The following is a 22,770-nucleotide window of genomic DNA, read 5'->3' on the forward strand; positions in this document are numbered from 1 at the left end:
CAGGCGTGGCCTTCTTGGCATGGGTTTCTCGGGGGATATGCAGATGGTCGTTCGGATTTCCATGGCTGCCGCTGTGGCGGGGTGCTCGGTGTTTTTGGCGCTCGCCGGGCCGGCGTCGGCCAAGCCGGCGCGCTGTTTCACCACCGATGACGGCCAGTATCCATGCACTTTCACGCTGGTCGACAAGGATGGAAGTTTCCAGATTTCCGCGCGGGGGAAGCCGACCTTCATCCTGAACATGGACGGTCCGGGCCGTGCCTATGGGCTGGTGAACTTCGGCGAGCGCAACATCTTCCTGCCCGGCACCTATACGCGCGATGCGGGCGACAAGGCATGCTGGGTCAATACCGACGCGACCAACACCAGGATTTGCGCATGGTAGCGCCAAAGCGCTGCACAAAATCCTTTTCATTCGTTAAGCAATAAGGCGCAATTTGAACTATAGAATGCCGAGTCGGTTAACAATTCAAACGGCACAGCATTTGCGCGGCGAAAACGGACTGAAGCATGCATCGCGTTATCATCAGCGGCATCGGCGTTGAAATCCCGGAAGCCTCCATCACCAACGAAGATCTGGTTGCGAGCTTCAATGCCTGGGTCGATCTGGAGAATGTCAGCCGGGCTGAAACCGGTCTGGCGCCGCTGCCCAAATCCGATAGCGAGTTCATCGTCTATGCCTCTGGCGTGAAATCGCGTCACGTCCACACGCTCGACGGCATCCTCGACCCGCACAGAATGACGCCGCATATTCCGCCGCGCGCTGACGATGCGCTGTCGGTGGAGGCGGAATTCGGTCTGGCGTCGGCCCGTCGCGCGCTGGATCATGCCGGACTTTCGGGTGAAGACATCGATCTGGTCATCTGTGCCGCCTCGCACCAGCAGCGACCCTATCCGGCGCTGTCCATCGAGATTCAGAAGGAACTCGGTGCAGGCGGCGCTGCCTTCGACATGAATTTGGGCTGTTCGTCGGCGGGGGCGGCGCTTCACGTCGCCAACAATCTGGTCAAGGCGGGCGCGCATCGCCGCATCTTGGTGGTGACCCCTGAGATCATCACCGGGCATCTGAATTTCCGCGACCGACAGACGCATTTCATCTTCGGCGACGCCTCCGTGGCGATGGTGGTCGAGCGGTTGGCGGATGACGAGACCCGGCCGGGCCGTTTCGAAATCCTGTCGACCCAGAACTGGACTCAGTTCTCCAACAACATCCGCACCAATTTCGGGTTCCTGCTGCGGGCCGGGCAGGACAATGTCTCCGTCGTCGAGATGGAAGGCAACATGATCACCCAGGTGGGCAACAAGGTGTTCAAGGAGGTGACGGTGGCGGCCAATCGCTTCATCGTCTCCTTCCTGCAGGAAAACGGCTACGATACCGCCCATATCAGGCGCTTCTGGCTGCACCAGGCCAATGCGCGGATGAACGCCATGATCCTCAAGCTCGCGCTGGGCCACGAAGCAGATCACGACCGCGCGCCGATGGTTCTGGAGCGGCTCGGCAATACGGCGGCGGCGGGCGCGATCATCGCGCTGCAGGAAAACCACGAAGACCTCAAGCCGGGCGACCTAGGCCTGATCTGTGCCTTCGGCGCCGGCTATTCGATTGCTGGAACGCTGGTGCGGATGCTCTGATCCATCAACGCTATTGCGTCGACGCATCAGCCTTTTTGGCTGGATTTTCGCGTTGCGTGATGGTCATGGTTCCGTTTTCGCACGAAAGAACCGACATTGGCCGACCTGTTTCCCCATTCCGAACCTGAAATCATCCCTGGCCGCAAGCTGACAGCCTCCGTGACCGGCCTGTATTTAGCGGCGCGGCGCGATTTCGTCACCGAAGCCGTCGACAGCCTCGATCTCGGTTTCGACGGCATCGCAGGCGATTTCCACACCGGTATCACACGCCGCTCGGGCGGGCGCGAGCCGTGGTATCCCCGCCGCACCGAGATTCGCAACGAGCGGCAACTGTCGATCGTCGCAGCGGACGAGCTTGCTATTGTTGCGGAGCGAATGGGCATCGCCGAGGTGAGGCCGGAATGGATCGGCGCGAACCTTCTGCTCGAAGGCATTCCGATGCTGTCAAAGCTGCCGGCCGGGACGCTGTTGTTCTTCAAGGGCGGTGTGGCGGTCAAGATCGATGCGCAGAACGGACCATGCCGGTTGGCGGGCAGGGCGGTTGCCGAGCGGGCGGGCATGCCAGATGTCGAGGCCGGAGCGCTGCTTTTTCCCAAAGCCGCGAAACGTTTGCGTGGACTTGTTGCCTGGGTGGAGAAGCCGGGCCGCATTTCCGTTGGTGAAGAGATATCGGTGCGCGTACCCGAGCAGTGGATCTACAGGCCTTAGAGCCTTTATTCGGCGTCGTCGTCCGGATCGAGCAAGCGGGTGGCGCGCCAGCGGGTGAGGGTGGCGTTGACCTGGTCGAGTACGAAGAAGCGCGCGGAATCGCGATCGTAGCCTTCGCCGAGCAGTTTGTCGTAGTCGGTGTGCACATGCCTGACATGGGCGACGGTGGCGAGCCACACGGCAATGCTCGGCGGCAATGTCTTCATATGGCGTGCGCCGGCATCGGCCCTGATCTTTTCGGTGTCGGCATAGGGCGCAAGCGGCACGAGCAGCGTCAGCGCCTTGGCGATGGACCGGCGGCGGCCCGTCGGTTCGCTCATCGGCTGCCCTCCCGGCCGTCCACAACGGCATCGGGAAACGCATCGATGGAGGGCATATAAGGCTTGAGGTCGACGATCGGGGTGCCGTCGAGCACGTCGATGGCGTCGATTTCGAGGATGCCGGCCGCGATATCCAGGCTGAGAAGCCGGGCGACATGCAGGCCGATGGGGTTTGGCCGGGCGGGGGAGCGCAGTCCGAAAACACCTTTCACGTCAGCGGCATGGCGGGGCTTTTGCACAATCAGATTCCGCGGCGAGCGGTCGAGCCAGGTCAGAACAACGGCGTGGCTGGCGCGCTCCAACCCCGCAAGGCCGGGGCGATAGGCGCTGTCGATCTGCACACGCGCGGCTTTTCCGGTTTCGCGCGCGGCGCGCATGTTCTTAGGGCACTCCTCCCGCAGTTTCCAAGGCGAGACGACATGGCCGATGAAGACCACCGATGCGTCGGGCGCCATCTGTGCCGGATCGCGTTCGAGCCGTACTTCACCCTCGCGCGGGCCGAAGGCCGGTTCCGTGCTGTCAGGCGCCCGCGTCATTTTCTTGTCCATGCGAGACATTGCCTGTTGCGGTGCACGACAGCATCATATAAACATATCTTTATATCTTTCAACGAAGAACGCCCCCATGCATGTCACGCTCGACACGATGGTAGATATATTGAAGGCGGCGGCCGAATCCAGCCGCCTTCGGATTCTTGCGCTTTTGTCGCGCGGCGACCTGACCGTGTCGGACCTCACCGACATTATGGGCCAGTCGCAGCCGCGCGTGTCGCGCCACCTCAAGCTGTTGCTCGAAGCCGGACTGATCGACCGCTACCAGGAAGGCTCGTGGGCGTTCTTCCGGCTTGCCGATGCCGATGCGGCGCGCGAATTCTCCGAAGGGCTCGTGGCCTGCGTGCAGGATGGCGACCAGCAGATTACCCGCGATCTGGAGCGCCTGGCCGAGGTCAAGCGCCGCCGGCAGGACCGGGCAGGCGAATATTTCAGCCGCAATGCTGCGAGCTGGGATGAAATCCGTTCGCTGCATGCCTCTGACAAGGCGGTGGAAGCAGCGATGCTGAAGATCGTCGGACGCCGCCCGTTCCAGGCCATGCTCGACCTCGGCACCGGCACGGGCCGGCTGCTGGAGATTTTCGCGCCGCTCTATCGTCGTGGCGTCGGCATCGACCTGTCGCGCGAGATGCTCGCAGTCGCGCGCGCCAATCTCGACAAGGCCAGCATCACCAATGCCCAGGTGCGGCAGGGCGACATCTTCTCGCCGCCGGTGGAACGCGACGCCTACGACCTGGTGACGATCCATCAGGTGCTGCATTATCTCGACGACCCCGCGCGCGCCATTGTCGAGGCGGGAAAGTTCCTGCGCCCCGCCGGGCGGCTGATCATCGTCGATTTCGCCCCGCATGGGCTGGATTTCCTGCGTGCCGAGCATGCGCATATGCGCCTTGGTTTCGCCGACCGGCAGATCGAGGAGTGGCTGACGGAAGCCGGTCTCGACCTCGAAGAGGCACAGGAATTCGAGCCGCGCGCCTCGGCGCGCGCAGGTCTCACCGTCAAGCTCTGGGTCGGTCGCGACCGCCGCCTGCTTATCGCCGATCCTGCAACATCCATTCAACCGGCCAGGGAAACCGCCTGATGAACCAGTTCCGCTTCTCCCGCCGTCCCGATATCGGCGACAAGATCAACGTCTCGTTCGAGTTTTTTCCGCCGAAATCCGACGAGATGGAAGCGCGCCTGTGGGAGACCGTCACGCGGCTCGAGCCGCTGGCTCCCGACTTCGTGTCGGTGACCTATGGCGCCGGCGGTTCGACCCGCGAGCGCACTGCGCGCACCATCCGCCGCATCCTGAACGAAACCAACCTGACGGCCGCCGCCCATATGACCTGCGTCGACGCCAGTCGTGAGCAGGTCGACCAGGTCATTGCCGAGTTTGCCGGGATGGGCGTGAAGCGCTTCGTGGCGCTGCGCGGGGATCCCGCCTCCGGCGTCGGCGAGGCCTACCAGCCTTATCCCGACGGTTATGCAAACGCCGCTGAATTGGTGGGAGCGCTCAAGCGCGTCGCCGATTTCGATATTTCCGTATCCGCCTATCCCGAGAAGCACCCGGAAAGCCCGGACTTTGCCACCGACATCGACATGCTCAAGCGCAAGGTCGACCAGGGCGCGACGCGCGCGATCACCCAGTTCTTTTTCGACAACGATCTTTACGAGCGCTATGTCGAGCGGGTTCGCCGCGCCGGCATCTATATTCCGATCGTGCCGGGCATCCTGCCGATCCACAATTTCGGCCAGGTGTCGAATTTCTCCGCTCGCTGCGGCACCCATGTGCCGGCCTGGCTGGCGGAGCGTTTCGAGGGGTTGGAGAAGGACCCGCAGACCCATGCGCTGGTCGCGGCCGCGGTCGCAGCGGAGCAGGTCATGGATCTGGTCGAGCGCGGCATCGTGGACTTCCATTTCTATACGATGAACCGCGCCGACCTTGCCTTCGCCATCTGCCACATGATCGGTATCCGTCCGCGCGCCATAGCGCGTTCGGCCAGCGCCGCCGCCGCCTGATTTCCAGCGCGGACAAACGAAAGGCCGGTTTCCCGGCCTTTCGCAGCTTTTCTCTCGGAAGGTATTTTGCTTTTTCCGTAACTCCCGGTTACGGCATAACGCCCATGACCACTGCTGCAATTACCGCAAATGCAGCGCAGATCATCAATGCATTGAGCGGCCTTGTCAGTCCCATGCACAGCCTCCCTGTTGCAAGCTATGACGTGGAGTCTAGGAGCAATCGCTTCGGCGGCAAGCGAAATCTATGCTGCAGCGCAGTCGGAAGCCGCAGGTTCTGAGTAGGCGAGGGCGGCAAGGTGCCGATTTATCTCGCTAAAATGTCGTTTCGTGACATGTATGAAAAATTTGTTATCGCCGTCGGAAAAGTCTGCCGTCGATGACGAGCAGGCCAATTCCGATGAAAGCCATGCCGGCGAGTTCGAACGCCTCAAGCCTTTCCTGCAGAAACAAGGTTCCCAAAAGCATGGCGCTGACCGGGACGATGAGGGTGACAAGCGATGCATTGGTGGCGCCCGCGGACGCGACGATGCTGAAATAGAGGATGTAGGCGAAAGCGGTGGATAACAGCGCCAGCGCCAGGACGGCGAGCCAGACAGGCCCGGTGGCCGAGAAGAGCCCAGCCGGTCCATTGGTCAGAAGCACGATCGGGATCATAATGACGGTCGAGCAGGTGAGCTGACCGGTCGCGATGACTTCGGATGGCACGCCCTTGAACTTGCGCGCGACGATGAGGGCGAAGGCGTAGGAGATCGACGCGCCAATCAGCGCGAATTTGGCCCAGACAGGGCCGCCGAGGCTGCTGACAAGGCCCGGGCCGATCATCAGGGCGGTTCCCGCTATGCCCAGTCCGACACCCGCGAGCTTGTTCCAGCTCAGCTTTTCATCGCTGGTCAGCGTGTTGGCAACGAGTATTGTCCAGAACGGCGTCGTCGCGTTGAGCACGGAGGCGAGGCCCGCGCCGAGCTCCGTCTGACCGGCGAAGATCAGCGAGAACGGGAGGACGTTGTTCAAAGCGGCGAGCAGAAAGAACAGGCCGGTATAGGGGAAGGCCAGCCGGAACGATGGACCGAAGGCCAGGAGATAGACATGCAGCGCCAGCGCTGCGATGGCGACCCGGAACAGGACGAGGTTGAGCGGCGGAATTTCCGCTACCGCAATACGGGCGAAGAAGAACGATCCGCCCCAGATAGCGCCGAGAATCAGAAGTTTCGTCCAGTCGGCGGCATTCATGCTGCCTTTCTGGGATATGACGGGCGTGGTTGTCATGGAGCAGCCTTCTCTTGCGTCTATCAGCGGTAGCGCCGATGCGGTCGAGCGGCCACCCGAATCGCGCCGCTGCCGCATCTGCTGCGCTGAACTGGCCCAAACCAGCGTAAACTTTGACCTTCGGCCAGCTTCGCCTAAGTTCCGTTCCAGTAGAAGGAGTGCGCATGCAGCGATTCGAAAATGCCCGCGAGGCGGCCCTGGCCCTTCGCCCCGACGAGCCGGTCTACTGCTTTCGTCCGGAAGTGCTGAAAGCCGATGCCCGCAGTTTCATGGCAATGTTTCCGGGCCGTACGGCCTATGCCGTCAAGACCAATGGCGAGGAGTTGGTGCTGAAGACGCTTGCCGAAGCGGGGGTCGACATGTTCGATGTGGCATCTCCCGGAGAATTCGCGGCGGTGCGCGCTGTCTCGGCGGATGCCGAGATGATCTACATGCATCCGGTCAAGGCGCAGTCGGATATCCGGCTCGCGCTGGAAAAATACGGCATTCGGGTCATCGCGGTGGACCACGAGGACGAGATCACCAAGCTGATGCGGGTGGTGCGCGCGCTCGACATCGATCCCGGTGGCCTCACCGTTTTCGTGCGCATTCAGACCAAGGGCCATGCTGCCTACGAGTTGTCCAAGAAATTTGGAGCAGGCCCGGCCTATGCGGTGGAGCTTGCCCAGCGGCTGAACCGCCACGGCTACAAGGTGGGCCTGTGCTTTCATGTCGGCAGCCAGATTGAAGATCCCGACACCTATGAACGCGCGCTGGCTTCCGCCGACTGGATCCGCAACCGCGTCGGTTTCGAGATTGCCGGGCTGGATGTCGGCGGCGGCTTTCCGGCGGAATATGGCCACGACCCCAACAGCAAGAAGCCGCAGATGCCGTCCATTGGCCAGATCATGTCGCGGCTGCGATCCGACATCGAGGAGTACCAGTTCGATACGATGCCCCTGGTGGCAGAGCCGGGCCGGGTGATCGTCGCCAAGGCATTTTCGCTGATCGTGCGCGTGCTTCTGCGCAAGGGCAGACGGCTCTACATCAATGACGGCATCTGGGCGTCGCTGTCGGATTCATGGACGGGCAAGATCACGCTGCCGGCACGCTTCATCCCCGATCCGGCGATCCGTACGCGCAACGGCAACGACAAGACCATCGTTCCCTTCAAGGTGTGCGGCGCGACCTGCGATTCCGTCGACATCCTGTCGCGGCCGTTCTGGCTTCCCGAAACCATCGACACCGGCGACTGGATCGAGATCGGCCATATCGGCGCCTATTCGCTGTCGTTGCGGACGCGCTTCAACGGCTTCTATCCGGACACCTTCGTGGAGGTGACGACACCCTTCGACGAGGGCGAGGCGCCGGAGGGGTTTGCGAGTTTGGAGACGATGGCGGATTGAGTGAATAGCGAGTAGCCAATAGCGAATAGGTTTTTTGCTTGCGGTAGCCGGAGATTGAGAAAAAACTCGCTACTCGCTACTCGCTACTCGCTACTCTCACAACCTCGCCATCAGTTCTTCCGTCGGCCAGCCATCGACGGGCAGACCGAGCTTCATCTGCTCCTGGCGGATCGCCTCGCGGGTGTTGTTGCCCAGAATGCCGTCAATGCCGCCGACATCGTAGCCCTTGTCCTGCAGCTTCTGTTGCAGCGCCTTCATGGCATCGCCGACCAGGCCGGGCTCTGGGTTGCGCAGTTCGAAATGCGGATCGCCGGCAAGGCGCGAGGCGAGGTGGGCCGCGGTCAGCGTATAGGTCGCCGACTGGTTCCATTCGAGATAGACGTCGTAATTATCATAGGTCAGAAAGGCCGGGCCCTTGTGCCCCATGGGAAGGACGAGACCGGCCTTCAGGCCGTTGTCCTGCAGCGGGCTGCCATCGCGGTTGGTGACGCCCCACTGGCTCCATTGCGCAATCGGCAGCTTGTTCTGTCGGCCGGTTTCCTCCCAGGGCAGTTGCTCGGGTGCGCGGACCTCCTGAATCCAGGGTTGATCGCGTTTCCAGCCGCGCGACAGAATTTTGTTGGCCGTGGTCATGATGACGTCGGGTGCGCTATTGCGCAGGTCGACAATGCCGTCGCCATCGCCATCGACGCCGCGGTTGAGGTAGTCGAGCGGCAGAATCTGCGTCTGGCCGATCTCGCCGGCCCATGCGCCGGTCACGTCGGCGGGCAGCACGCCACGGTCGATCAGCGTCAGAAGCGGCACGATGTGCTTGCGGAACAGGTCGGGGCGGCGGCAGTCATGCGCGAGCGTGACCAGCGCGCTCAGCGTATGGAAATCGCCCTGCACGGCGCCGAAATCCGTCTCCAGCGCCCAGAAGGCTGCGATGACGGGTCCCTGGACGCCGAACTCCTTGTCGGCTCGGGCGAAGACATCCGAATACTTCTGGAGATTGGCCGCGCCGTTCTTGAGCCGGTAGGCGCTGATCATGCGGTCGGAAAATTGGGCGAAGGTCTGCGAGAAAACACCTTGTGCGCGGTCGCGCTGCAGAACCTTGGGATCGATCTCGACGGCTGCAAGCGCCTCCAGCCCGCGTTCGCTCACGCCGGCTGCGCGGGCTTCGTCGCCCATTGTCTTTTTCCAAGCCTGGAAATCGCCACCGCATTCCTGCGCTACGGCAGGCGAGGCAACCGCTATCATGAGGACGGTCGCCAGAATTCCTACGCGCGATGTCATGGCAATCTCCTGGCCGCTTGTCGATCCGGGGCATGTGCGGGTGCACCATGGCGAAAAGCAGGCGCCGGGGGCGCTGTCAATCTATCCGTTTGCAGAATATCAGCGGGTGTTGGCTTTCAGCCACTTTCGCCATTGGGCTTCAGTGCCGTTGAAGACGTTGATGTCGGCGTTCCCGGTTATGCCCGGGACGATGCCGGTGCCGGTGTACTGCCAGAAATGGAACGGGTGGTCGCCGTAGCGCGAGGTCGGGTGGCCCGCCACGGAACGGAGCCAGTAGTGGTAGCCGTGGAAAGTGCTCAGCTTGTTGTCGTCAAAGAAGTCGATCGAGGTGTAGATGATCGGTTTCTTGCCATAGTGACGCTCGACGATGTCGAGGAACTTCTTCATTTCGCTTTGAACCGTCGCCGCGGAGGGCCGCAGCTTGCAGGTCGGCGATTGCGGGTTCCACTCCATGTCGAGCACAGGCGGAAGGGCAGACGGTTCGTTGGGAACGTTCTTGATGAACCAGCGCGCCTGATCTTCCGCCGTGCGGCAGAAATAATAGAAATGATAGGCGCTGCGTGGCACGCCGGCTGCCTTCGACGCGCGCCAGTGTTCAGCGAAATAGTCGTCCACGCGGTCGCCGCCTTCGGTGGCCTTGATGAAGGCAAACGAAATGCCGCTGTCGCGGGCTTTTTCCCAATCGACGGACCGCTGGTATTTGGACACATCGGTGCCGTGCACGTCATAGTGCCAGGGCGCGCCGCTATCCCATGTATGCGGGTCGCTGTCGCTGAAGCGCGGCTTGCGGACCATGACCTTTGCGGCCGTGCCGCTGCCGGCGGAGGTGCCGCCAGGCGCAAGGCCCATATCGTCCACAGTCGTGCATGCGCTCAAGGCGGTCAGCAACAAAACAGCCAATAGGCGACGCATCTTCTTCCCCCACCCCGCGCCTATCCCGTATGTTCGGAAAGGCCGTAGAAATTTCCAGGCATCGGCGGTCCGCGACTTCCGCGTGACATATCCATTGCCTGGTTCACTGATCGTCCAACATGGTTGATTTTCGGTTGATCGCACGCGACACAGTATAAACTTTGCGTGAGCGAGGGCGTAAATTGCGAAAATTCCTCAAGGCTTTGCTGCTGTCCGTCCTGCTGCTCATCGTGGCTGCGGGGATATGGCTGGCTATGGCGCCGCCGGCGACCATCAAAATCGCAGCGGGCTATTCGGCAAAGATCGTCTGCTCCAACGTGTTTCTTGCCGGCCGCGATGCGGAAGAGGTGTTGCGCGTCGACGTGCAGGCGCCGGGGCACCCGGTCCTGCGGCTGATGTCCGTCCAGGTCGACCACGACGCAAGGATCGTGACGGCGGCGCTGCTTGGTCTGTTCGGCAAGGGCGTGGCCGTTTACCGCGAGGGCCTGGGGTGTACGACCGTTCCGGAAGGCAACATGGACAGGCTTGCTGCAGCTCAGCCGGGTCCGGCAAAACCTCCGGCGGTTTCCGATGCGACGTGGCCGCAGGGCAGCCGCGTCGACACTGCCAACGATCCCGCCGTCCGCGCACTGCTGGACGACGAGGCGATGGCGGGACCGGGGATGCGGGCCATCGTCGTGGTCCATGACGGCCGGATCGTCGGCGAGCGCTATGCCGAAGGGTTCGGCGTCGACACGCCGCTGCTGGGCTGGTCGATGACCAAGACCGTCACCGCCGCCATCATCGGCACGCTCGTTGATGCAGGCCGCATGAATGTAAGCCGCAGTGGGCTTTTTCAGGAATGGCAAGGCGACGCCAGAAGCACGATCAAAGTCTCCGATCTGATGGGAATGTCGAGCGGGCTCGAATTCAACGAGGACTATGGCGACGTCACCGACGTGACCCGCATGCTCTATCTCGAACCTGATATGGCAGGTTTTGCCGCATCCAAACCGCTCGCGGGCGGGGTTGGAGAGGTGTTTTCCTATTCCAGCGGCACGACACTCCTCCTGTCGCGGCTCTGGCAAGAGGCGGTTGGCGAGCGGCAGGCGGCAGTCGACTGGCCGCGCAAGACCCTGTTCGATCCGATCGGCATGGCAAGCGCGGTGATGGAGCCGGACGCTTCCGGAACCTATGTCGGTTCGTCCTATCTCTATGCGACCGCGCGAGACTGGGCACGGTTCGGCCAGCTTCTCCTGCAGGACGGATCCTGGAGCGGCCAGCAGATCCTGCCGCCCGGTTTCGTCGAATGGATGCGGCAGCCAGCGCCCGCGTCGCAAGGCACATATGGCTACGGCCAACTCAGTCTTTCGGGGCCGGGCGAGGCGACCCGGCGAGGCAATACCAGCGACAACGGTTTCGATTTGCCGACGGATACCTACTGGCTGCTTGGGCATGACGGGCAGTCGATTGCGATAGCGCCGTCCGCGCGTCTCGTTGTGGTTCGCCTGGGCCTTACACCCTCAAGACTTGGTTACAAGCCACAAGCTTTATTTGGAGCTCTGGCAAAAGCGATGAAATAATTCCTCGCTCCCCGATGACGAAATGTTACGCAGGTATAGCCTATGTGACGAAACATATTTTCCATCAGGGCATTTACTCTCCGACCGCCTTACGAGGTGGCTTAGTGGATTTTGTAGAAGGAGAGATGTGATGAGGAAACTTATTCTTGCTTCCGTTTCGGCCGTCGCTTTGTTTGGTATTGCCGCTTGCAGCGACAGCACCGACAACACCACGACGCAGAGCGTGAACCCGCCCGCGACCGAGACACCGGCAACGCCGCCTGCAACTGATGCAGCGCCGCCCGCCGATCCCGCCCCGGCACCTGCAACGCCTCCGGCGGCTCCCGCACAGTAATCGCGTCAGCGGTGAGATAAGAAGCCCGGCCTACCAGCCGGGTTTCTTTGCGTTTGAACTATGAATGCGAGGTCCGTACCGTCACTCGGGTGCGTCGACCCAACATAACAACACCTACGACGGCGATGGCAAAGATGACGGTCGCCGGAGTGATCGGCTCACCGAGAAAAAGGGCCGCTAAGCCGATCGTCACAAAGGCCTGAATCAATTGCACCTGGCTGACCCGCGCCATGCCGCCCATCGCAAGCCCGACATTCCATGCGAAAAAGCCCAGGAACATCGACCCGAAAGACAAATAGAGAAAAGCGCTCGCCTGAACGGCGCTCGCTTGCAGGAATGCGGGATGCCAGCTCAGGTACGCGGCGGGTAGCGAGATCGGTGCGGTTAAAACGAGGCACCAGCAGATCACTTCCCAACCCGACATATGCCGCGACACCTTGCCGGAAATGACGTAGCCGAGGCTTGCGGAAACCGCGGCGCCAAACAACCAGACATCTCCGCCGGTCAGATGCATTCCATTTTCATTGAGCGCGAAGCCGATAACCAGCGCGGCTCCAACCACGCCGCACACCCAGAACAGCGGTGAGGGCCTCTCGCCCGCGATAAGCGTGGCGAAAATACTGGTCAGAAGCGGGAGGATCGCAAGAACCACGCCGCCATGCGACGCCGGGACGGTCTGAAGCGCAATGGTGGAGAAGATCGGGAAGCCGAAGACCAGCAAGGCTCCGGCGAGGAGAAGATTGCCGAGATGCGCGCGCGGAAACGATTTCCGCAAAAGCGCGAGAAGCAAACCTGCTGCGATGCTGGCCATCGCGGCCCGGCCGAAGACGATGAACCAGGGGCTGAACGCTCCGAGTGCCACGCGCGTCGCCGGCAATGTTCCGCCGAAAATGGTGACGCCGAGCAGTCCCAGCGCCATTCCAACGCTCTGGCGCGATGTCGAGAGGGGCTTGCCGCCGAATTTCTGCTCCATTTTCGAGCCGTATCTTGTCGCGTCCAGCATGTATTGATGAATCGCTTGGACCAGCCGCCTCGGTCGCGGAAAGCTGGCGATGGTATTTATTTGTTCATCCGGGTTTTCTCCTTCTTCGTCAGGCACTAAGAAACCGAAATGTCGATCTGGAACAGTATCAGCGAGTTCATCGCCTACATTTCCAATGCCGCTTCCGCCGGTATGGCGGACGTGGTGGACGCCGTGCGTTCGCGATTTGCCGCTAATGCCGATCTTCGCAGGCGCGTGGCTTTTTCGGTGGCGATGATCGCGCTGTCGGCAAAGATGGCGAAGGCGGACGGCGTCGTCACCCAGGACGAGATCCGCGCTTTCCATGAAATCTTCGAGGTTCCGGCGCGGGAACAGCGCAATGTCGCGCGGCTTTACGATATCGCCAAGCAGGATGTCGCCGGCTTTGAGATTTACGCCGCGCGCATGGCCAGATTGTGCGGCTCGGGCAAGGAAAATTGCCCGGTGCTTGAGGATATCCTCGACGGGCTGTTCCATATCGCAAAAGCTGACGGCGCGATGCACGAGTTGGAAGGCACCTTCCTTCGCGAGGTCGCAACCGTGTTCAAGATCAGCGAGGCGCATTACGAAACCATCCTCGCACGGCATATCGACCTGGGGCAGGCCGACCCATGGCGCGTGCTGGGTATCGAACGCGGACAGCCCTTCGCGGATGTGAAGAAGCAGTATCGAAAGCTGGTGGCCAACAACCACCCCGACAAACTCATCGCGCGCGGTCTTCCGGAAGAATTCATCCGCATCGCGACGACCCGCATTGCCGCGATCAACGCCGCCTATGAGATGATCGAGCGCGGGCTCAAGCCTGCATGACCGGCTTTGTGCCCGATCATGTGGGAGCCGAGGTGAGGGTATCGCCCAATTTCGGACCGCGCAGGGGGCCTTTCCGTCCGGATATGATCGTGCTGCACTATACCGGCATGGAAAGCGGAGATGGCGCGGAAGCGTGGCTGTGCAATCCGGCCAGTGAAGTTTCCAGCCATTATATCGTCCATGAGGACGGCCGCATCGTCCAGATGGTGCGCGAGAGCGACCGCGCCTGGCACGCCGGCAAGAGTTCCTGGCGCGGCCATACGGACATCAATTCCAGTTCGGTCGGCATCGAGATCGTCAATCCCGGCCATGCCTTCGGCTATCCGGCATTCCCGAAGCGTCAGATCGAGGCCGTCATTGCCCTGTGCAAAGGAATTGTGGCGCGGCATGCCATCGGGGAGGAGCGCATTTTGGCGCATTCGGATATCGCCCCGGGCCGAAAAGTCGATCCCGGCGAAAAATTTCCGTGGCGGATTCTAGCGGATCAAGGCCTTGGGGTTTGGCTGCGGCCGTCGCCACGCGGCAAGGGAACCGTGCTGCGCGAGGGCGACGAGGGAGCCGCGGTCGAGGAGTTGCAGTCGATGCTCGCGCTCTATGGATATGGACTTGAAATCACGGGCGTTTTCGATGAACGGACCGGCATCGTCGTGCAGGCTTTTCAGCGCCACTTTAGGCCGCGTCTCATCGACGGCGTCGCCGATAGATCGACTTTGATGACCTTGCGTCGTCTTCTCAATCGGGTGCCTTTCAGTCGAATTCTGTAGCCAATAAGATTACAAAATGAAATGGAAAGTGATTGGCAAGGTCATCTTTGGCGCTCAATCAATCTTAAAAGCCTTATCCCGCAAGTGCTGGACAATCTGGTGGGAGTTGTCCTGTCGATAATCACAAGGCGTTGTTCTTGTCTTTCAGGCAACGCTTAGGACAACAAGGACAATATGAAAAATCTTTTTGTTTTGCCGGTGGCGTTTGTTGCTGCCGCCTTTTCTTCTGCTGCCTATGCCGACTCCGCCAAGCCGGCAGCTTCCAAGACCACAGCACAAATCGAGCGCGTCAGCACGACAGCGAAAGTCGAGGAAGATGCTGACTGTCCCTATCTTTTCGGCTGCGGAAGCCGTGAGAAGAAGGTTCTCGATATCACCAAGACGGGCTCCATCGGAAGCAAGACGGGAGCCGATGCGTCGGGTGCCGCCAAGAGCGTGGGCAAAGCCTCCAAGGTGCCTTACGCCGTGATCATCGAGCGCTATGCGTCCAGCTACGGCGTTCCGCTTTCCCTGGCGCATGCGGTGGTCAAGATCGAAAGCAACTACCGTCCCAACGCGCGCGGCAGCGCCGGCGAGGTCGGGCTGATGCAGATCAAGCCGGCGACTGCCCGCATGATGGGCTACAGCGGTTCTACGAAGGGGCTCTACGATCCCGAGACCAACATCAAGTTCGGCATGAAGTACCTCGCCGAAGCGCATAGGCTGAGCGGTGGAGAGACCTGTGGCACCATCCTCAAATACAATGCCGGCCATGCCGCCAAGCGGATGAACCCGGTGTCGTCTTCCTATTGCGGCAAGGTAAAGGTGCAACTGGCCGGGGCCTGAGCGAAAACGTCTTACGGCAAGTGTTTTCGTTTGCGTTTTGCGACGCGACACCCTTTATACGCGATGCCAGCCGGCCGGGCGGCCGCATCCGCAAAGTCGAAAGGCTGCGGATGAGGAAAGTCCGGGCTCCATGGAAATACGGTGCCGGTTAATGGCCGGCGGGGGCGACCCCAGGGAAAGTGCCACAGAAAGCAAACCGCCTCGGCATGCCGGGGCAAGGGTGAAAGGGTGGGGTAAGAGCCCACCGCGCGACTGGCAACAGGAGCGGCACGGTAAACCCCACCGGGAGCAAAACCGAATAGGGGCGACGCGAGGGGAAACTCTCAGGGCTGTTTCCAGCCTGTCGCCCGGGTAGGTTGCACGAGGCGTATGGCAACATGCGTCCAAGATGAATGGTCGCCACGTTTCGCCGCTGCAAGGCGGCGAGGCCATACAGAACCCGGCTTATAGGCCGGCTGGCAATTTTCTCCTTTTCAGCCAAGGACTTAAGATTTTATGCGGGTTTTTTGATTCAAGCGCTTCAGGCGATGAATCAACCTCGTGCGCCGCTTCACCAACGTTAAGCCCGATCGGTATTCGACCGTTGTCGCTAACCGTTCGTAAACCTTAATGGAGGATAAAAACCGGGATGCCGTGAAAAGGCCGACTGGCCCGGATGGTGTCGTCCGATCCACCCCGTTCCCGTTGACGCCCATATTGGCCCATGATATCCCATTCGGACCATCAGCACTTCGTTCCAGTACAGGGTGAAGCGTTCGCCAAACCCGCAGTCGTTTCGACTGTGGCGCGGGCCGTTCGCGCACTTGGCGAAGCGCGTGGGCCAGCGATTGGGCCGTGCTCCGAGGGCATGGCCTTGAACGAATTCCGGGGTGCGGGGGCAACCGAAAGGATCGATGGACCGGTTTCTGTCAAACGCAGTCAACAGGATCGACGCCAAGGGGCGCGTTTCCGTGCCTGCGCATTTCAGGACGGTGGTTCAGAAGCGCGGCTATTCGGAACTGTACGCGCTGCGGGCGCTGGAAGTGCCGGCGCTGGATGTCGGCGGACCGGATCTTCTCGACCGCTACGAGCAGCGCATCGCGCAGGAGGATCCGCTTCTGGGGCTTGCGGACGAAATCTCCTTCTTTTGCCATGGCGACGGCAGCTTCCTGAAAGTCGATCAGGATGGCCGAATCACCATGACCGATTTTTTGCGGGAGCACACCGGCATCACGACGGAAGTGGCGTTCGTGGGCCGTGGGCATTTCTTTCAGATGTGGGAGCCGGAACGTCTGCGCGCCCATGGCGCTGCGGTGCGCGCGCGGCTGTTGAAGCTTCGGCAGGGGACGAAGCCTGGGGAGGTACCGGAATGATGGCTGGCGACAGCGACCGACCAGTCGTCGTTGGCGACGAAACCCGCCACATTCCGGTTCTCCTTGGCGAAGTTCTTGAAGCGCTGCGGCCTTCCGAGGGCGAGACCATCGTCGACGGCACCTTCGGCGCAGGCGGCTATACCAGGTCCATTTTGGCAGCCGGCGCATCGGTGGTCGGTTTCGACCGCGACCCCGATGCGATTGCCGCGGGCCGGGATATGGAAGCTGCGTCGAACGGGCGCCTCAAGCTGGTTCATGCAGCCTTTTCCGACCTGGCAAGCCATGTCTCGGAGGTCGACGGCGTCGTGCTCGACATCGGCGTCTCGTCCATGCAGATCGACCAGGCGGAGCGCGGTTTTTCCTTTCGTTTCGACGGTCCGCTCGACATGCGCATGGCGCAGACCGGGCCGAGCGCCGCCGATGTCGTCAACACGTTCAAATCCACCGATCTGACACGCATCTTCGGCCTTCTGGGCGAGGAACGCCATGCCGGCCGCATCGCTCGCATGATCGAGAAGCGGCGCGAGAAGCGTCCGTTCGAGCGCACGCTGGAGCTTGCCGACGCCATCGAAACGCATGTCGGCCGCAACCCCAAGGACCGCATCCATCCGGCGACGCGTGTGTTTCAGGCGCTGCGCATCTTCGTCAACGACGAACTCGGCCAGCTCGCGCACGCGCTGTTTGCGGCGGAGCAGGTCTTGAAGCCCGGCGGCAGGCTGGTGGTGGTCACGTTCCATTCGCTCGAGGATCGCATCGTCAAGCGCTTCATCGCCGACCGTTCGACCAATCCGGCGGGCTCCCGCCATCTTCCGCAGGTTCGCTCGAAGGACATTACCTTCGATAGGGATGGCGGTGCGGTCGAGCCGAGCGAAGCGGAAACGGCTATCAACCCACGCGCCCGCTCGGCCAAGCTGCGCGCGGCGGTCCGCACCGATGCTCCGGCACGGGCGGCGGATTTTTCCTTGTTCGGATTTCCAAGGCTTCCCGAGATCCTTTCAGCGGGAGAGAGGTGAGACGTGTTTCGCACGACCGACATAGTATTGATTGCGGTTATGGTCTCGGCGGCAGCCTTTACCTACAAGACCAAGCACGAGGCGGAAAACCGTCTCGACACCATCCGTAAAATCCAGGCGCAAATTCGCTATGAGGAGGACACGATCGACCTTCTCAACGCGGACTGGAGCCTGCTTACACAGCCGGCCCGCCTGCAAAAGCTGACCGAAACCTTTCAGGAAGACCTCAAGCTGCAGGTGACACAGCCGCAGCAGATCGTCGGCTTCGGCGACATACCCGAAAAGCCCGTCGAACTGCCGGAAGTCAGCGACGAGAAGGTGGTCAGCAACGGTCGCCAGACCAAGGACAAGGTCGTCACCGGGAGCATTGCACGATGATCGGCTTGAAGCGGTGGAAGAAGGCAAAGTCCGACGACGCTGAGGCGATCGTCATCAACGGCGCACGCAAGTCGACAGGAGGACGGACCAAGACCCGCGTGGTGATGACCATGGCGGTGTTCTTCGGCATTTACGCCACCATCGCCGGCCGCCTCGTTTTCTACGGATTGCAGAACCCCGATGAATCACGCGGACCCGCATCGCGCGTTACCGCCTCGCGTCCGGATATCGTGGATCGCAACGGCGAGGTGCTGGCCACCGACATCAAGACCTTTTCGTTGTTTGCCGAGCCGCGCCGCATCGTCGATGCCGACGAGGCGGTTGAAAAGCTGTCGACTGTGCTCACCGATCTCGATGTCGAGCAGACCTATCACAAGCTGAAGAGCGGCACCGGTTTCGTCTGGCTCAAGCGCCAGCTGACGCCAAGGCAGCAAGCCGACATCATGCAGCTCGGCCTGCCTGGCATCGGCTTCCGCACCGAAAAGCGGCGCTTCTATCCAGCTGGAGAGACGACGTCGCACATCGTCGGCCTGACCAATATCGACAACAAGGGTATTTCCGGCCTCGAGAAATATATCGACGATCAGGGCCTTGCCGATCTCCAGGCCTCGGGATTGGCCATTGCGTCCGACCTCCAGCCTGTCCGGCTGTCGGTCGATCTGCGCGTGCAACACATCGTGCGCGACGAAATCGTCAACGCGATGCAGAAATACCATGCGATTGCCGCGGGCGCCGTCGTGCTCAACGCCAAGACCGGGGAGGTCGTTGCCATGGCGTCGGTGCCCGACTTCGATCCGAACAACCCCTACAATGCACAGGACAAGGATCGGCTGAACCGGATGTCCGCCGGCGTCTACGAAATGGGTTCGACGATCAAGAGCTTCACCACCGCGATGGCGCTCGATTCGGGCAAGGTGAACATGAACAGCACCTTCGACGCCCGCCGGCCGATCACCATCGGCCGCCAGACGATCCGCGACTTCCATGGCAAGGGCCGGGTGCTGACCCTGCCGGAGGTGTTCATCTACTCGTCGAACATCGGTTCCGCCCGCGAGGCCGACGTCGTCGGCATCGACGGCCACCGCGAGTTCCTCAAGCGCATCGGCCTGCTCGACAGGATGAAGACCGAGCTGCCCGAGGTGGCACGCCCGACTGAGCCACGCGTCTGGAAGAAGGTGCATTCGATCACCATCGCCTTCGGTCACGGCATGTCGACCACGCCGCTGCAGACGGCAGTGGGTGCGGCGGCGCTGATGAATGGCGGCAAGCTGTTCGAGCCGACCTTCCTTCCGCGCAGCCAGGCCGATGCGGACGCGCATTCCAGCCAGATCTTGAATCCGCAAACCAGCATGGACATGCGCTATCTCTACAATCTGAACGCCACCGCGCCAGGCGGCTCCGGAAAGCGCGCTACCGTGCCGGGCTACCGCGTCGGCGGCAAGACCGGAACCGCGGAAAAGGTTGTCAACGGCCGCTACGCCAGCGACGTTCGCTTCAACGCTTTCCTGGCGGCGTTCCCGATGGACGATCCTCAATATGTCGTGCTGAGCATCATCGACGAACCGAAGCCGGAGAAGCCTGGACTTCCCGCGACGGCCGGCATGAATGCGGCGCCGATCGTGTCCAACATAATCCGCAGGGCAGCGCCCATGCTTGGCGTGCAGCCTGATTTCAGCCAAGAAACCGAAGCAAAGCTCGCATCCTATCAATGATTCTCAGGCGCGCCGGGGATGGCGCGCCAACCCTCGACGAACGGACATCCATGAAGTTCAGAGATTTAGCCGGAATTCTGCCTATGGAGGGATCGTCCCTCGACAACGAGGCGGTGAGCGGGGTCACCTCGGATTCGAGGCAGGCCGCGCCCGGTTTCGTCTTTGTCGCCATTCCCGGCACCAAAGCCGACGGGGCCGCTTACGTGGCCGACGCGGTTGCGCGCGGGGCTGTCGCCGTGGTGGCCGACCGCAACGCGAAAATCTCTGCCGGTGCAGTCCCCGTCTTTACCGTCGACGAACCGCGTCAGGCGCTGTCGCGTCTCGCCGCCAGGTTCTATGCCCGCCAGCCTGAAACGATGGTCGCGGTGACAGGCACCAGCGGCAAGACCTCAGTCGCAGCTTTCACGCGCCAGATATGGGAACAAGCCGGTTTCGCAGCCGCCAGCATCGGCACCACTGGCGTCGTCGCCCCGGGCCGCAACGATTATGGCTCGCTGACCACGCCCGATCCCGTCGCGCTGCACCAGCTTCTGGCCGAACTCGCCGATGCCGGCGTTACCCACGCTTCGATGGAGGCCTCCAGCCACGGCCTCGACCAGCATCGCCTCGACGGCGTGCGCCTGGCTGCGGGCGGCTTCACCAATCTCGGTCGCGATCATATGGATTACCATCCCACGGTCGAGGACTATCATCGCGCCAAGCTGCGGCTGTTCGGCGAGCTGTTGCCAAAGGGCGCGCCCGCTGTGGTCTTCGCCGACGATCCATGGTCCGAGCCGACGATAAAGGCCGCAAGGGCGGCTGGGCTCGACGTGCTGACGGTTGGACGACACGGCGATTATCTCAGGCTCAAGCGCGTCGAGCATGAGCGGCACCGGCAGCGGGCGGAAATCGAGTTCGAAGGTATCATTCACGAGATCGACCTGCCGCTGGCCGGCGATTTCCAGATTTACAACGCACTGGTCGCCGCTGGCCTGGCGATTTCGACAGGTACGCCGGCGGCAAAGGCACTGACCGCGCTCGAAAAACTCAAGGGGGCTCCCGGTCGGCTCGATCTGGTCGGTACAACGCCCGCGGGCGCGCCAGTCTATGTCGACTATGCCCACAAGCCCGATGCGCTGGAGAACGTACTGACTTCCGTCCGGCCGTTCACCACCGGACGCGTCATCGTCGTCTTCGGCTGCGGCGGCGACCGTGACCGCGGCAAGCGACCGATCATGGGCGAAATCGCAACACGGCTGGCCGATGTGGTTGTGGTGACAGACGACAATCCTCGCTCGGAAGTGCCGGAGTCCATCCGTTCGGCGATCCTTGCGGCTGCGCCCGGCGCGACCGAGATCGGCGACCGGCACGAGGCAATCGCCGAAGCCGTAAAGATGCTCCAGGGCGGCGATACCTTGATCATTGCCGGCAAAGGCCACGAGGAAGGCCAGACCATCGGCGACCAGACGCTTCCCTTCTCGGATCATGCCGAGGTGCGCCGCGCTCTGCAGGAGTTGAGCGCATGAGCTTTTTGTGGACCTCCGACGCCCTGGTGGCAGCCACCGGCGGCAGACCCTTCGGACAGATGCCGGACGGCATCACAGGCATTTCCATCGACAGCCGCTCGCTCAAGCCGGGCGAGGCCTTTTTCGCCATCAAGGGCGACAAGATGGACGGGCACGACTATGCGACGGCTGCCATCAAGGCGGGGGCCGCGCTGCTTGTCGTGTCCGAAGGCAAGCTGCCGGCCATGGGGCGTCTGACCACGCCGATGATCGTGGTGCAGGATGTGCTGACGGCGCTGGAGAAGACGGGCAACGCAGCGCGTGCGCGCACCGATGCGCGCATCATTGCCGTCACCGGCTCGGCCGGCAAGACGAGCACCAAGGAAGCGCTGCGGTTTGCCCTGTCCTCTGTCGGCAAGGTGCATGCGTCGGACAAGTCGTTTAACAACCATTGGGGCGTGCCGCTGACGCTGGCGCGCATGCCGCAAGATTGCGACTACGCAATCTTCGAGATCGGCATGAACCATCCCGGCGAAATCCAGCCGCTGGTGAAGATGGTCCGGCCGCATGTCGCGATCATCACGTTGATAGCCGCCGCCCATCTCGGTCATTTCCACAATCTCGACGAGATCGCCAAGGCGAAGGCCGAGATTTTCGAAGGTATCGAAAAAGGCGGCGCGGCGCTGCTGAACCGCGACGATACGCGCTGGAAGTTGCTCGACCGCATGGCCAAGGATGCCGGCGTGGAGAATGCGCCGACCTTCGGCGAAAACGCGCGCTCGACCTTCCGTCTGATGAAGGCAGAGCTGTATGCCGATCATTCGATGATCGTCGCCCGCATCGGCGGTCGCGAAATCGCCGCCCGCATCGGTGCACCCGGGCGCCACATCGTACAGAACGCGCTTGCCGTGCTCGGCGCCGCCCATCTCGTGGGCGCGGACGTGCCCACCGTCGCGGTTGCTTTGTCGGGGCTGACGGCCGAACGCGGCCGCGGCCAGCGTCACATCCTCTATCATCCCGATGGTCCGTTCACCGTCATCGACGAAAGCTACAACGCCAACCCCGCTTCGATGAAAGCCGCCATCGACCTGCTTGACGCCACGCCAGTGTCAGGCGAGGGCCGACGCATCGCCGTTCTTGGCGACATGCTGGAACTCGGCGAGCATTCCGGCCGGCTGCATTCCGCACTCGGCGACTATGTCGGCTCGACCAATACCGACATGGTCATGATGGCGGGACCTGAAATCAAGGTCATGTCCGAAAACCTGCCGGACAAGATTTTCTCGATCTATCGCCCGACGGTAGACGAGTTGCAGCCGGTGCTGCTCGAAACCGTCCGTCCGGGCGACGTCATCATGATCAAATCGTCGAACGGCATCGGGTTCTCCCGATTGGTCGACACGCTCGTTACATCATATCCGGTGCGCTCCAGGGCGGCCGACCGTACATGAACAGTCTGGGGACACCG

General features: G+C 61.8%; 23 protein-coding genes and 1 other RNA gene. 18 read left to right on the plus strand and 6 right to left on the minus strand.

Going from position 1 to position 22,770, the window contains the following annotated elements; all coding sequences use genetic code 11:
* Positions 1–43 precede the first annotated feature (43 nt).
* The 3 genes from ICI42_RS08520 (at position 44) to ICI42_RS08530 (ending at position 2,337) form a co-directional block, all read left to right on the plus strand.
* Complete coding sequence (locus ICI42_RS08520) at positions 44–382, plus strand: hypothetical protein (protein ID WP_230980223.1); 339 nt, start codon at positions 44–46, stop codon at positions 380–382.
* Positions 383–507: 125 nt separating this feature from the next.
* Positions 508–1,629, plus strand: coding sequence for a beta-ketoacyl-ACP synthase III (locus ICI42_RS08525; protein ID WP_188164126.1), 1,122 nt, complete (start codon positions 508–510; stop codon positions 1,627–1,629).
* Positions 1,630–1,725: 96 nt separating this feature from the next.
* The gene (locus ICI42_RS08530) at positions 1,726–2,337 is read left to right on the plus strand and encodes an MOSC domain-containing protein (protein ID WP_188164127.1); all 612 of its coding nucleotides are present in this window, start codon (positions 1,726–1,728) and stop codon (positions 2,335–2,337) included.
* 5 nt (positions 2,338–2,342) lie between these two features.
* On the opposite strand, the gene ICI42_RS08535 is transcribed toward ICI42_RS08530, so the two are convergent.
* The gene (locus tag ICI42_RS08535) at positions 2,343–2,657 is read right to left on the minus strand and encodes a DUF2293 domain-containing protein (RefSeq protein ID WP_188164128.1); all 315 of its coding nucleotides are present in this window, start codon (positions 2,655–2,657) and stop codon (positions 2,343–2,345) included.
* Complete coding sequence (gene tsaA / locus ICI42_RS08540) at positions 2,654–3,205, minus strand: tRNA (N6-threonylcarbamoyladenosine(37)-N6)-methyltransferase TrmO (protein ID WP_230980224.1); 552 nt, start codon at positions 3,203–3,205, stop codon at positions 2,654–2,656. The genes ICI42_RS08535 and tsaA overlap by 4 nt, the downstream gene beginning before the upstream one ends.
* A gap of 76 nt (positions 3,206–3,281) precedes the next feature.
* On the opposite strand from tsaA, the gene ICI42_RS08545 reads away from it, so the two are divergent.
* Both ICI42_RS08545 and metF read left to right on the plus strand, forming a co-directional pair.
* Positions 3,282–4,289 carry an ArsR/SmtB family transcription factor gene (locus ICI42_RS08545; protein ID WP_188164129.1) on the plus strand — a complete coding sequence of 336 codons (1,008 nt, stop codon included), beginning with the start codon at positions 3,282–3,284 and terminating at the stop codon, positions 4,287–4,289.
* Positions 4,289–5,209, plus strand: a complete 921-nt coding sequence (gene metF, locus ICI42_RS08550; RefSeq protein WP_188164130.1) for a methylenetetrahydrofolate reductase [NAD(P)H] — start codon at positions 4,289–4,291, stop codon at positions 5,207–5,209. Before ICI42_RS08545 ends, metF begins: the two co-directional genes overlap by 1 nt.
* Before the next feature lie 348 nt (positions 5,210–5,557).
* Here metF and ICI42_RS08555 read toward each other — a convergent pair whose 3' ends face one another.
* On the minus strand, positions 5,558–6,475 hold the full coding sequence (locus ICI42_RS08555; protein ID WP_230980225.1) for a DMT family transporter: 918 nt from the start codon (positions 6,473–6,475) through the stop codon (positions 5,558–5,560).
* 164 nt (positions 6,476–6,639) lie between these two features.
* On the opposite strand from ICI42_RS08555, the gene ICI42_RS08560 reads away from it, so the two are divergent.
* The gene (locus ICI42_RS08560) at positions 6,640–7,860 is read left to right on the plus strand and encodes an alanine racemase (RefSeq protein WP_188164131.1); all 1,221 of its coding nucleotides are present in this window, start codon (positions 6,640–6,642) and stop codon (positions 7,858–7,860) included.
* 96 nt (positions 7,861–7,956) lie between these two features.
* On the opposite strand, the gene ICI42_RS08565 is transcribed toward ICI42_RS08560, so the two are convergent.
* Both ICI42_RS08565 and ICI42_RS08570 read right to left on the minus strand, forming a co-directional pair.
* On the minus strand, positions 7,957–9,135 hold the full coding sequence (locus ICI42_RS08565) for a lytic murein transglycosylase (protein WP_188164132.1): 1,179 nt from the start codon (positions 9,133–9,135) through the stop codon (positions 7,957–7,959).
* A gap of 99 nt (positions 9,136–9,234) precedes the next feature.
* Positions 9,235–10,047, minus strand: coding sequence for a glycoside hydrolase family 25 protein (locus ICI42_RS08570; RefSeq protein ID WP_188164133.1), 813 nt, complete (start codon positions 10,045–10,047; stop codon positions 9,235–9,237).
* Between the two features lie 182 nt (positions 10,048–10,229).
* Between ICI42_RS08570 and ICI42_RS08575 the strand changes: the two genes are divergently transcribed.
* Together ICI42_RS08575 and ICI42_RS08580 are read left to right on the plus strand one after the other, a co-directional pair.
* The gene (locus tag ICI42_RS08575; RefSeq protein WP_230980226.1) at positions 10,230–11,609 is read left to right on the plus strand and encodes a serine hydrolase domain-containing protein; all 1,380 of its coding nucleotides are present in this window, start codon (positions 10,230–10,232) and stop codon (positions 11,607–11,609) included.
* A 130-nt stretch (positions 11,610–11,739) separates the two neighbouring features.
* Positions 11,740–11,943, plus strand: coding sequence for a hypothetical protein (locus ICI42_RS08580; protein WP_188164134.1), 204 nt, complete (start codon positions 11,740–11,742; stop codon positions 11,941–11,943).
* A 58-nt stretch (positions 11,944–12,001) separates the two neighbouring features.
* Here ICI42_RS08580 and ICI42_RS08585 read toward each other — a convergent pair whose 3' ends face one another.
* Positions 12,002–12,946 carry a DMT family transporter gene (locus ICI42_RS08585; protein WP_330999132.1) on the minus strand — a complete coding sequence of 315 codons (945 nt, stop codon included), beginning with the start codon at positions 12,944–12,946 and terminating at the stop codon, positions 12,002–12,004.
* A gap of 108 nt (positions 12,947–13,054) precedes the next feature.
* Between ICI42_RS08585 and ICI42_RS08590 the strand changes: the two genes are divergently transcribed.
* From ICI42_RS08590 to ICI42_RS08635, 10 genes are all read left to right on the plus strand, one after another.
* Positions 13,055–13,774, plus strand: coding sequence for a J domain-containing protein (locus ICI42_RS08590; protein ID WP_188164136.1), 720 nt, complete (start codon positions 13,055–13,057; stop codon positions 13,772–13,774).
* Entirely contained in the window at positions 13,771–14,538 is a 768-nt protein-coding gene (locus ICI42_RS08595) for a peptidoglycan recognition protein family protein (protein ID WP_188164137.1), read from the plus strand. Before ICI42_RS08590 ends, ICI42_RS08595 begins: the two co-directional genes overlap by 4 nt.
* A 174-nt stretch (positions 14,539–14,712) precedes the next feature.
* Positions 14,713–15,363 carry a lytic transglycosylase domain-containing protein gene (locus tag ICI42_RS08600; protein WP_188164138.1) on the plus strand — a complete coding sequence of 217 codons (651 nt, stop codon included), beginning with the start codon at positions 14,713–14,715 and terminating at the stop codon, positions 15,361–15,363.
* A gap of 66 nt (positions 15,364–15,429) precedes the next feature.
* An RNA gene (gene rnpB / locus ICI42_RS08605) (RNase P RNA component class A) lies at positions 15,430–15,826 on the plus strand.
* Between the two features lie 430 nt (positions 15,827–16,256).
* Positions 16,257–16,715 carry a division/cell wall cluster transcriptional repressor MraZ gene (mraZ, locus tag ICI42_RS08610; RefSeq protein WP_188164139.1) on the plus strand — a complete coding sequence of 153 codons (459 nt, stop codon included), beginning with the start codon at positions 16,257–16,259 and terminating at the stop codon, positions 16,713–16,715.
* Positions 16,712–17,728: a 16S rRNA (cytosine(1402)-N(4))-methyltransferase RsmH gene (gene rsmH, locus ICI42_RS08615; RefSeq protein ID WP_188164140.1), complete on the plus strand. Its 1,017-nt coding sequence runs from the start codon at positions 16,712–16,714 to the stop codon at positions 17,726–17,728. Before mraZ ends, rsmH begins: the two co-directional genes overlap by 4 nt.
* Positions 17,729–17,731: 3 nt before the next feature.
* Entirely contained in the window at positions 17,732–18,106 is a 375-nt protein-coding gene (ftsL, locus tag ICI42_RS08620) for a cell division protein FtsL (protein ID WP_188164141.1), read from the plus strand.
* Entirely contained in the window at positions 18,103–19,818 is a 1,716-nt protein-coding gene (locus tag ICI42_RS08625; protein WP_188164142.1) for a peptidoglycan D,D-transpeptidase FtsI family protein, read from the plus strand. Before ftsL ends, ICI42_RS08625 begins: the two co-directional genes overlap by 4 nt.
* Positions 19,819–19,868: 50 nt before the next feature.
* Positions 19,869–21,323, plus strand: a complete 1,455-nt coding sequence (locus ICI42_RS08630; RefSeq protein WP_188164143.1) for a UDP-N-acetylmuramoyl-L-alanyl-D-glutamate--2,6-diaminopimelate ligase — start codon at positions 19,869–19,871, stop codon at positions 21,321–21,323.
* Entirely contained in the window at positions 21,320–22,753 is a 1,434-nt protein-coding gene (locus ICI42_RS08635; RefSeq protein WP_188164144.1) for a UDP-N-acetylmuramoylalanyl-D-glutamyl-2,6-diaminopimelate--D-alanyl-D-alanine ligase, read from the plus strand. The genes ICI42_RS08630 and ICI42_RS08635 overlap by 4 nt, the downstream gene beginning before the upstream one ends.
* The last annotated feature ends 17 nt before the right edge of the window (positions 22,754–22,770 follow it).

It is taken from the genome of Oryzicola mucosus, from assembly GCF_014534685.1.
Lineage (GTDB): Bacteria > Pseudomonadota > Alphaproteobacteria > Rhizobiales > Rhizobiaceae > Oryzicola > Oryzicola mucosus.

Excerpts from the sequence above, each read along its gene's own strand:
- ICI42_RS08520 (WP_230980223.1), top strand. The coding sequence starts at position 44 with ATGGTCGTTCGGATTTCCATGGCTGCCGCTGTGGCGGGGTGCTCGGTG.
- ICI42_RS08525 (WP_188164126.1), top strand. The coding sequence starts at position 508 with ATGCATCGCGTTATCATCAGCGGCATCGGCGTTGAAATCCCGGAAGCC.
- ICI42_RS08535 (WP_188164128.1), bottom strand. The coding sequence starts at position 2,657 with ATGAGCGAACCGACGGGCCGCCGCCGGTCCATCGCCAAGGCGCTGACG.
- tsaA (WP_230980224.1), bottom strand. The coding sequence starts at position 3,205 with ATGGACAAGAAAATGACGCGGGCGCCTGACAGCACGGAACCGGCCTTC.
- ICI42_RS08545 (WP_188164129.1), top strand. The coding sequence starts at position 3,282 with ATGCATGTCACGCTCGACACGATGGTAGATATATTGAAGGCGGCGGCC.
- metF (WP_188164130.1), top strand. The coding sequence starts at position 4,289 with ATGAACCAGTTCCGCTTCTCCCGCCGTCCCGATATCGGCGACAAGATC.
- ICI42_RS08555 (WP_230980225.1), bottom strand. The coding sequence starts at position 6,475 with ATGACAACCACGCCCGTCATATCCCAGAAAGGCAGCATGAATGCCGCC.
- ICI42_RS08560 (WP_188164131.1), top strand. The coding sequence starts at position 6,640 with ATGCAGCGATTCGAAAATGCCCGCGAGGCGGCCCTGGCCCTTCGCCCC.
- ICI42_RS08565 (WP_188164132.1), bottom strand. The coding sequence starts at position 9,135 with ATGACATCGCGCGTAGGAATTCTGGCGACCGTCCTCATGATAGCGGTT.
- ICI42_RS08570 (WP_188164133.1), bottom strand. The coding sequence starts at position 10,047 with ATGCGTCGCCTATTGGCTGTTTTGTTGCTGACCGCCTTGAGCGCATGC.
- ICI42_RS08580 (WP_188164134.1), top strand. The coding sequence starts at position 11,740 with ATGAGGAAACTTATTCTTGCTTCCGTTTCGGCCGTCGCTTTGTTTGGT.
- ICI42_RS08585 (WP_330999132.1), bottom strand. The coding sequence starts at position 12,946 with ATGCTGGACGCGACAAGATACGGCTCGAAAATGGAGCAGAAATTCGGC.
- ICI42_RS08590 (WP_188164136.1), top strand. The coding sequence starts at position 13,055 with ATGTCGATCTGGAACAGTATCAGCGAGTTCATCGCCTACATTTCCAAT.
- ICI42_RS08595 (WP_188164137.1), top strand. The coding sequence starts at position 13,771 with ATGACCGGCTTTGTGCCCGATCATGTGGGAGCCGAGGTGAGGGTATCG.
- ICI42_RS08600 (WP_188164138.1), top strand. The coding sequence starts at position 14,713 with ATGAAAAATCTTTTTGTTTTGCCGGTGGCGTTTGTTGCTGCCGCCTTT.
- mraZ (WP_188164139.1), top strand. The coding sequence starts at position 16,257 with ATGGACCGGTTTCTGTCAAACGCAGTCAACAGGATCGACGCCAAGGGG.
- rsmH (WP_188164140.1), top strand. The coding sequence starts at position 16,712 with ATGATGGCTGGCGACAGCGACCGACCAGTCGTCGTTGGCGACGAAACC.
- ICI42_RS08625 (WP_188164142.1), top strand. The coding sequence starts at position 18,103 with ATGATCGGCTTGAAGCGGTGGAAGAAGGCAAAGTCCGACGACGCTGAG.
- ICI42_RS08630 (WP_188164143.1), top strand. The coding sequence starts at position 19,869 with ATGAAGTTCAGAGATTTAGCCGGAATTCTGCCTATGGAGGGATCGTCC.
- ICI42_RS08635 (WP_188164144.1), top strand. The coding sequence starts at position 21,320 with ATGAGCTTTTTGTGGACCTCCGACGCCCTGGTGGCAGCCACCGGCGGC.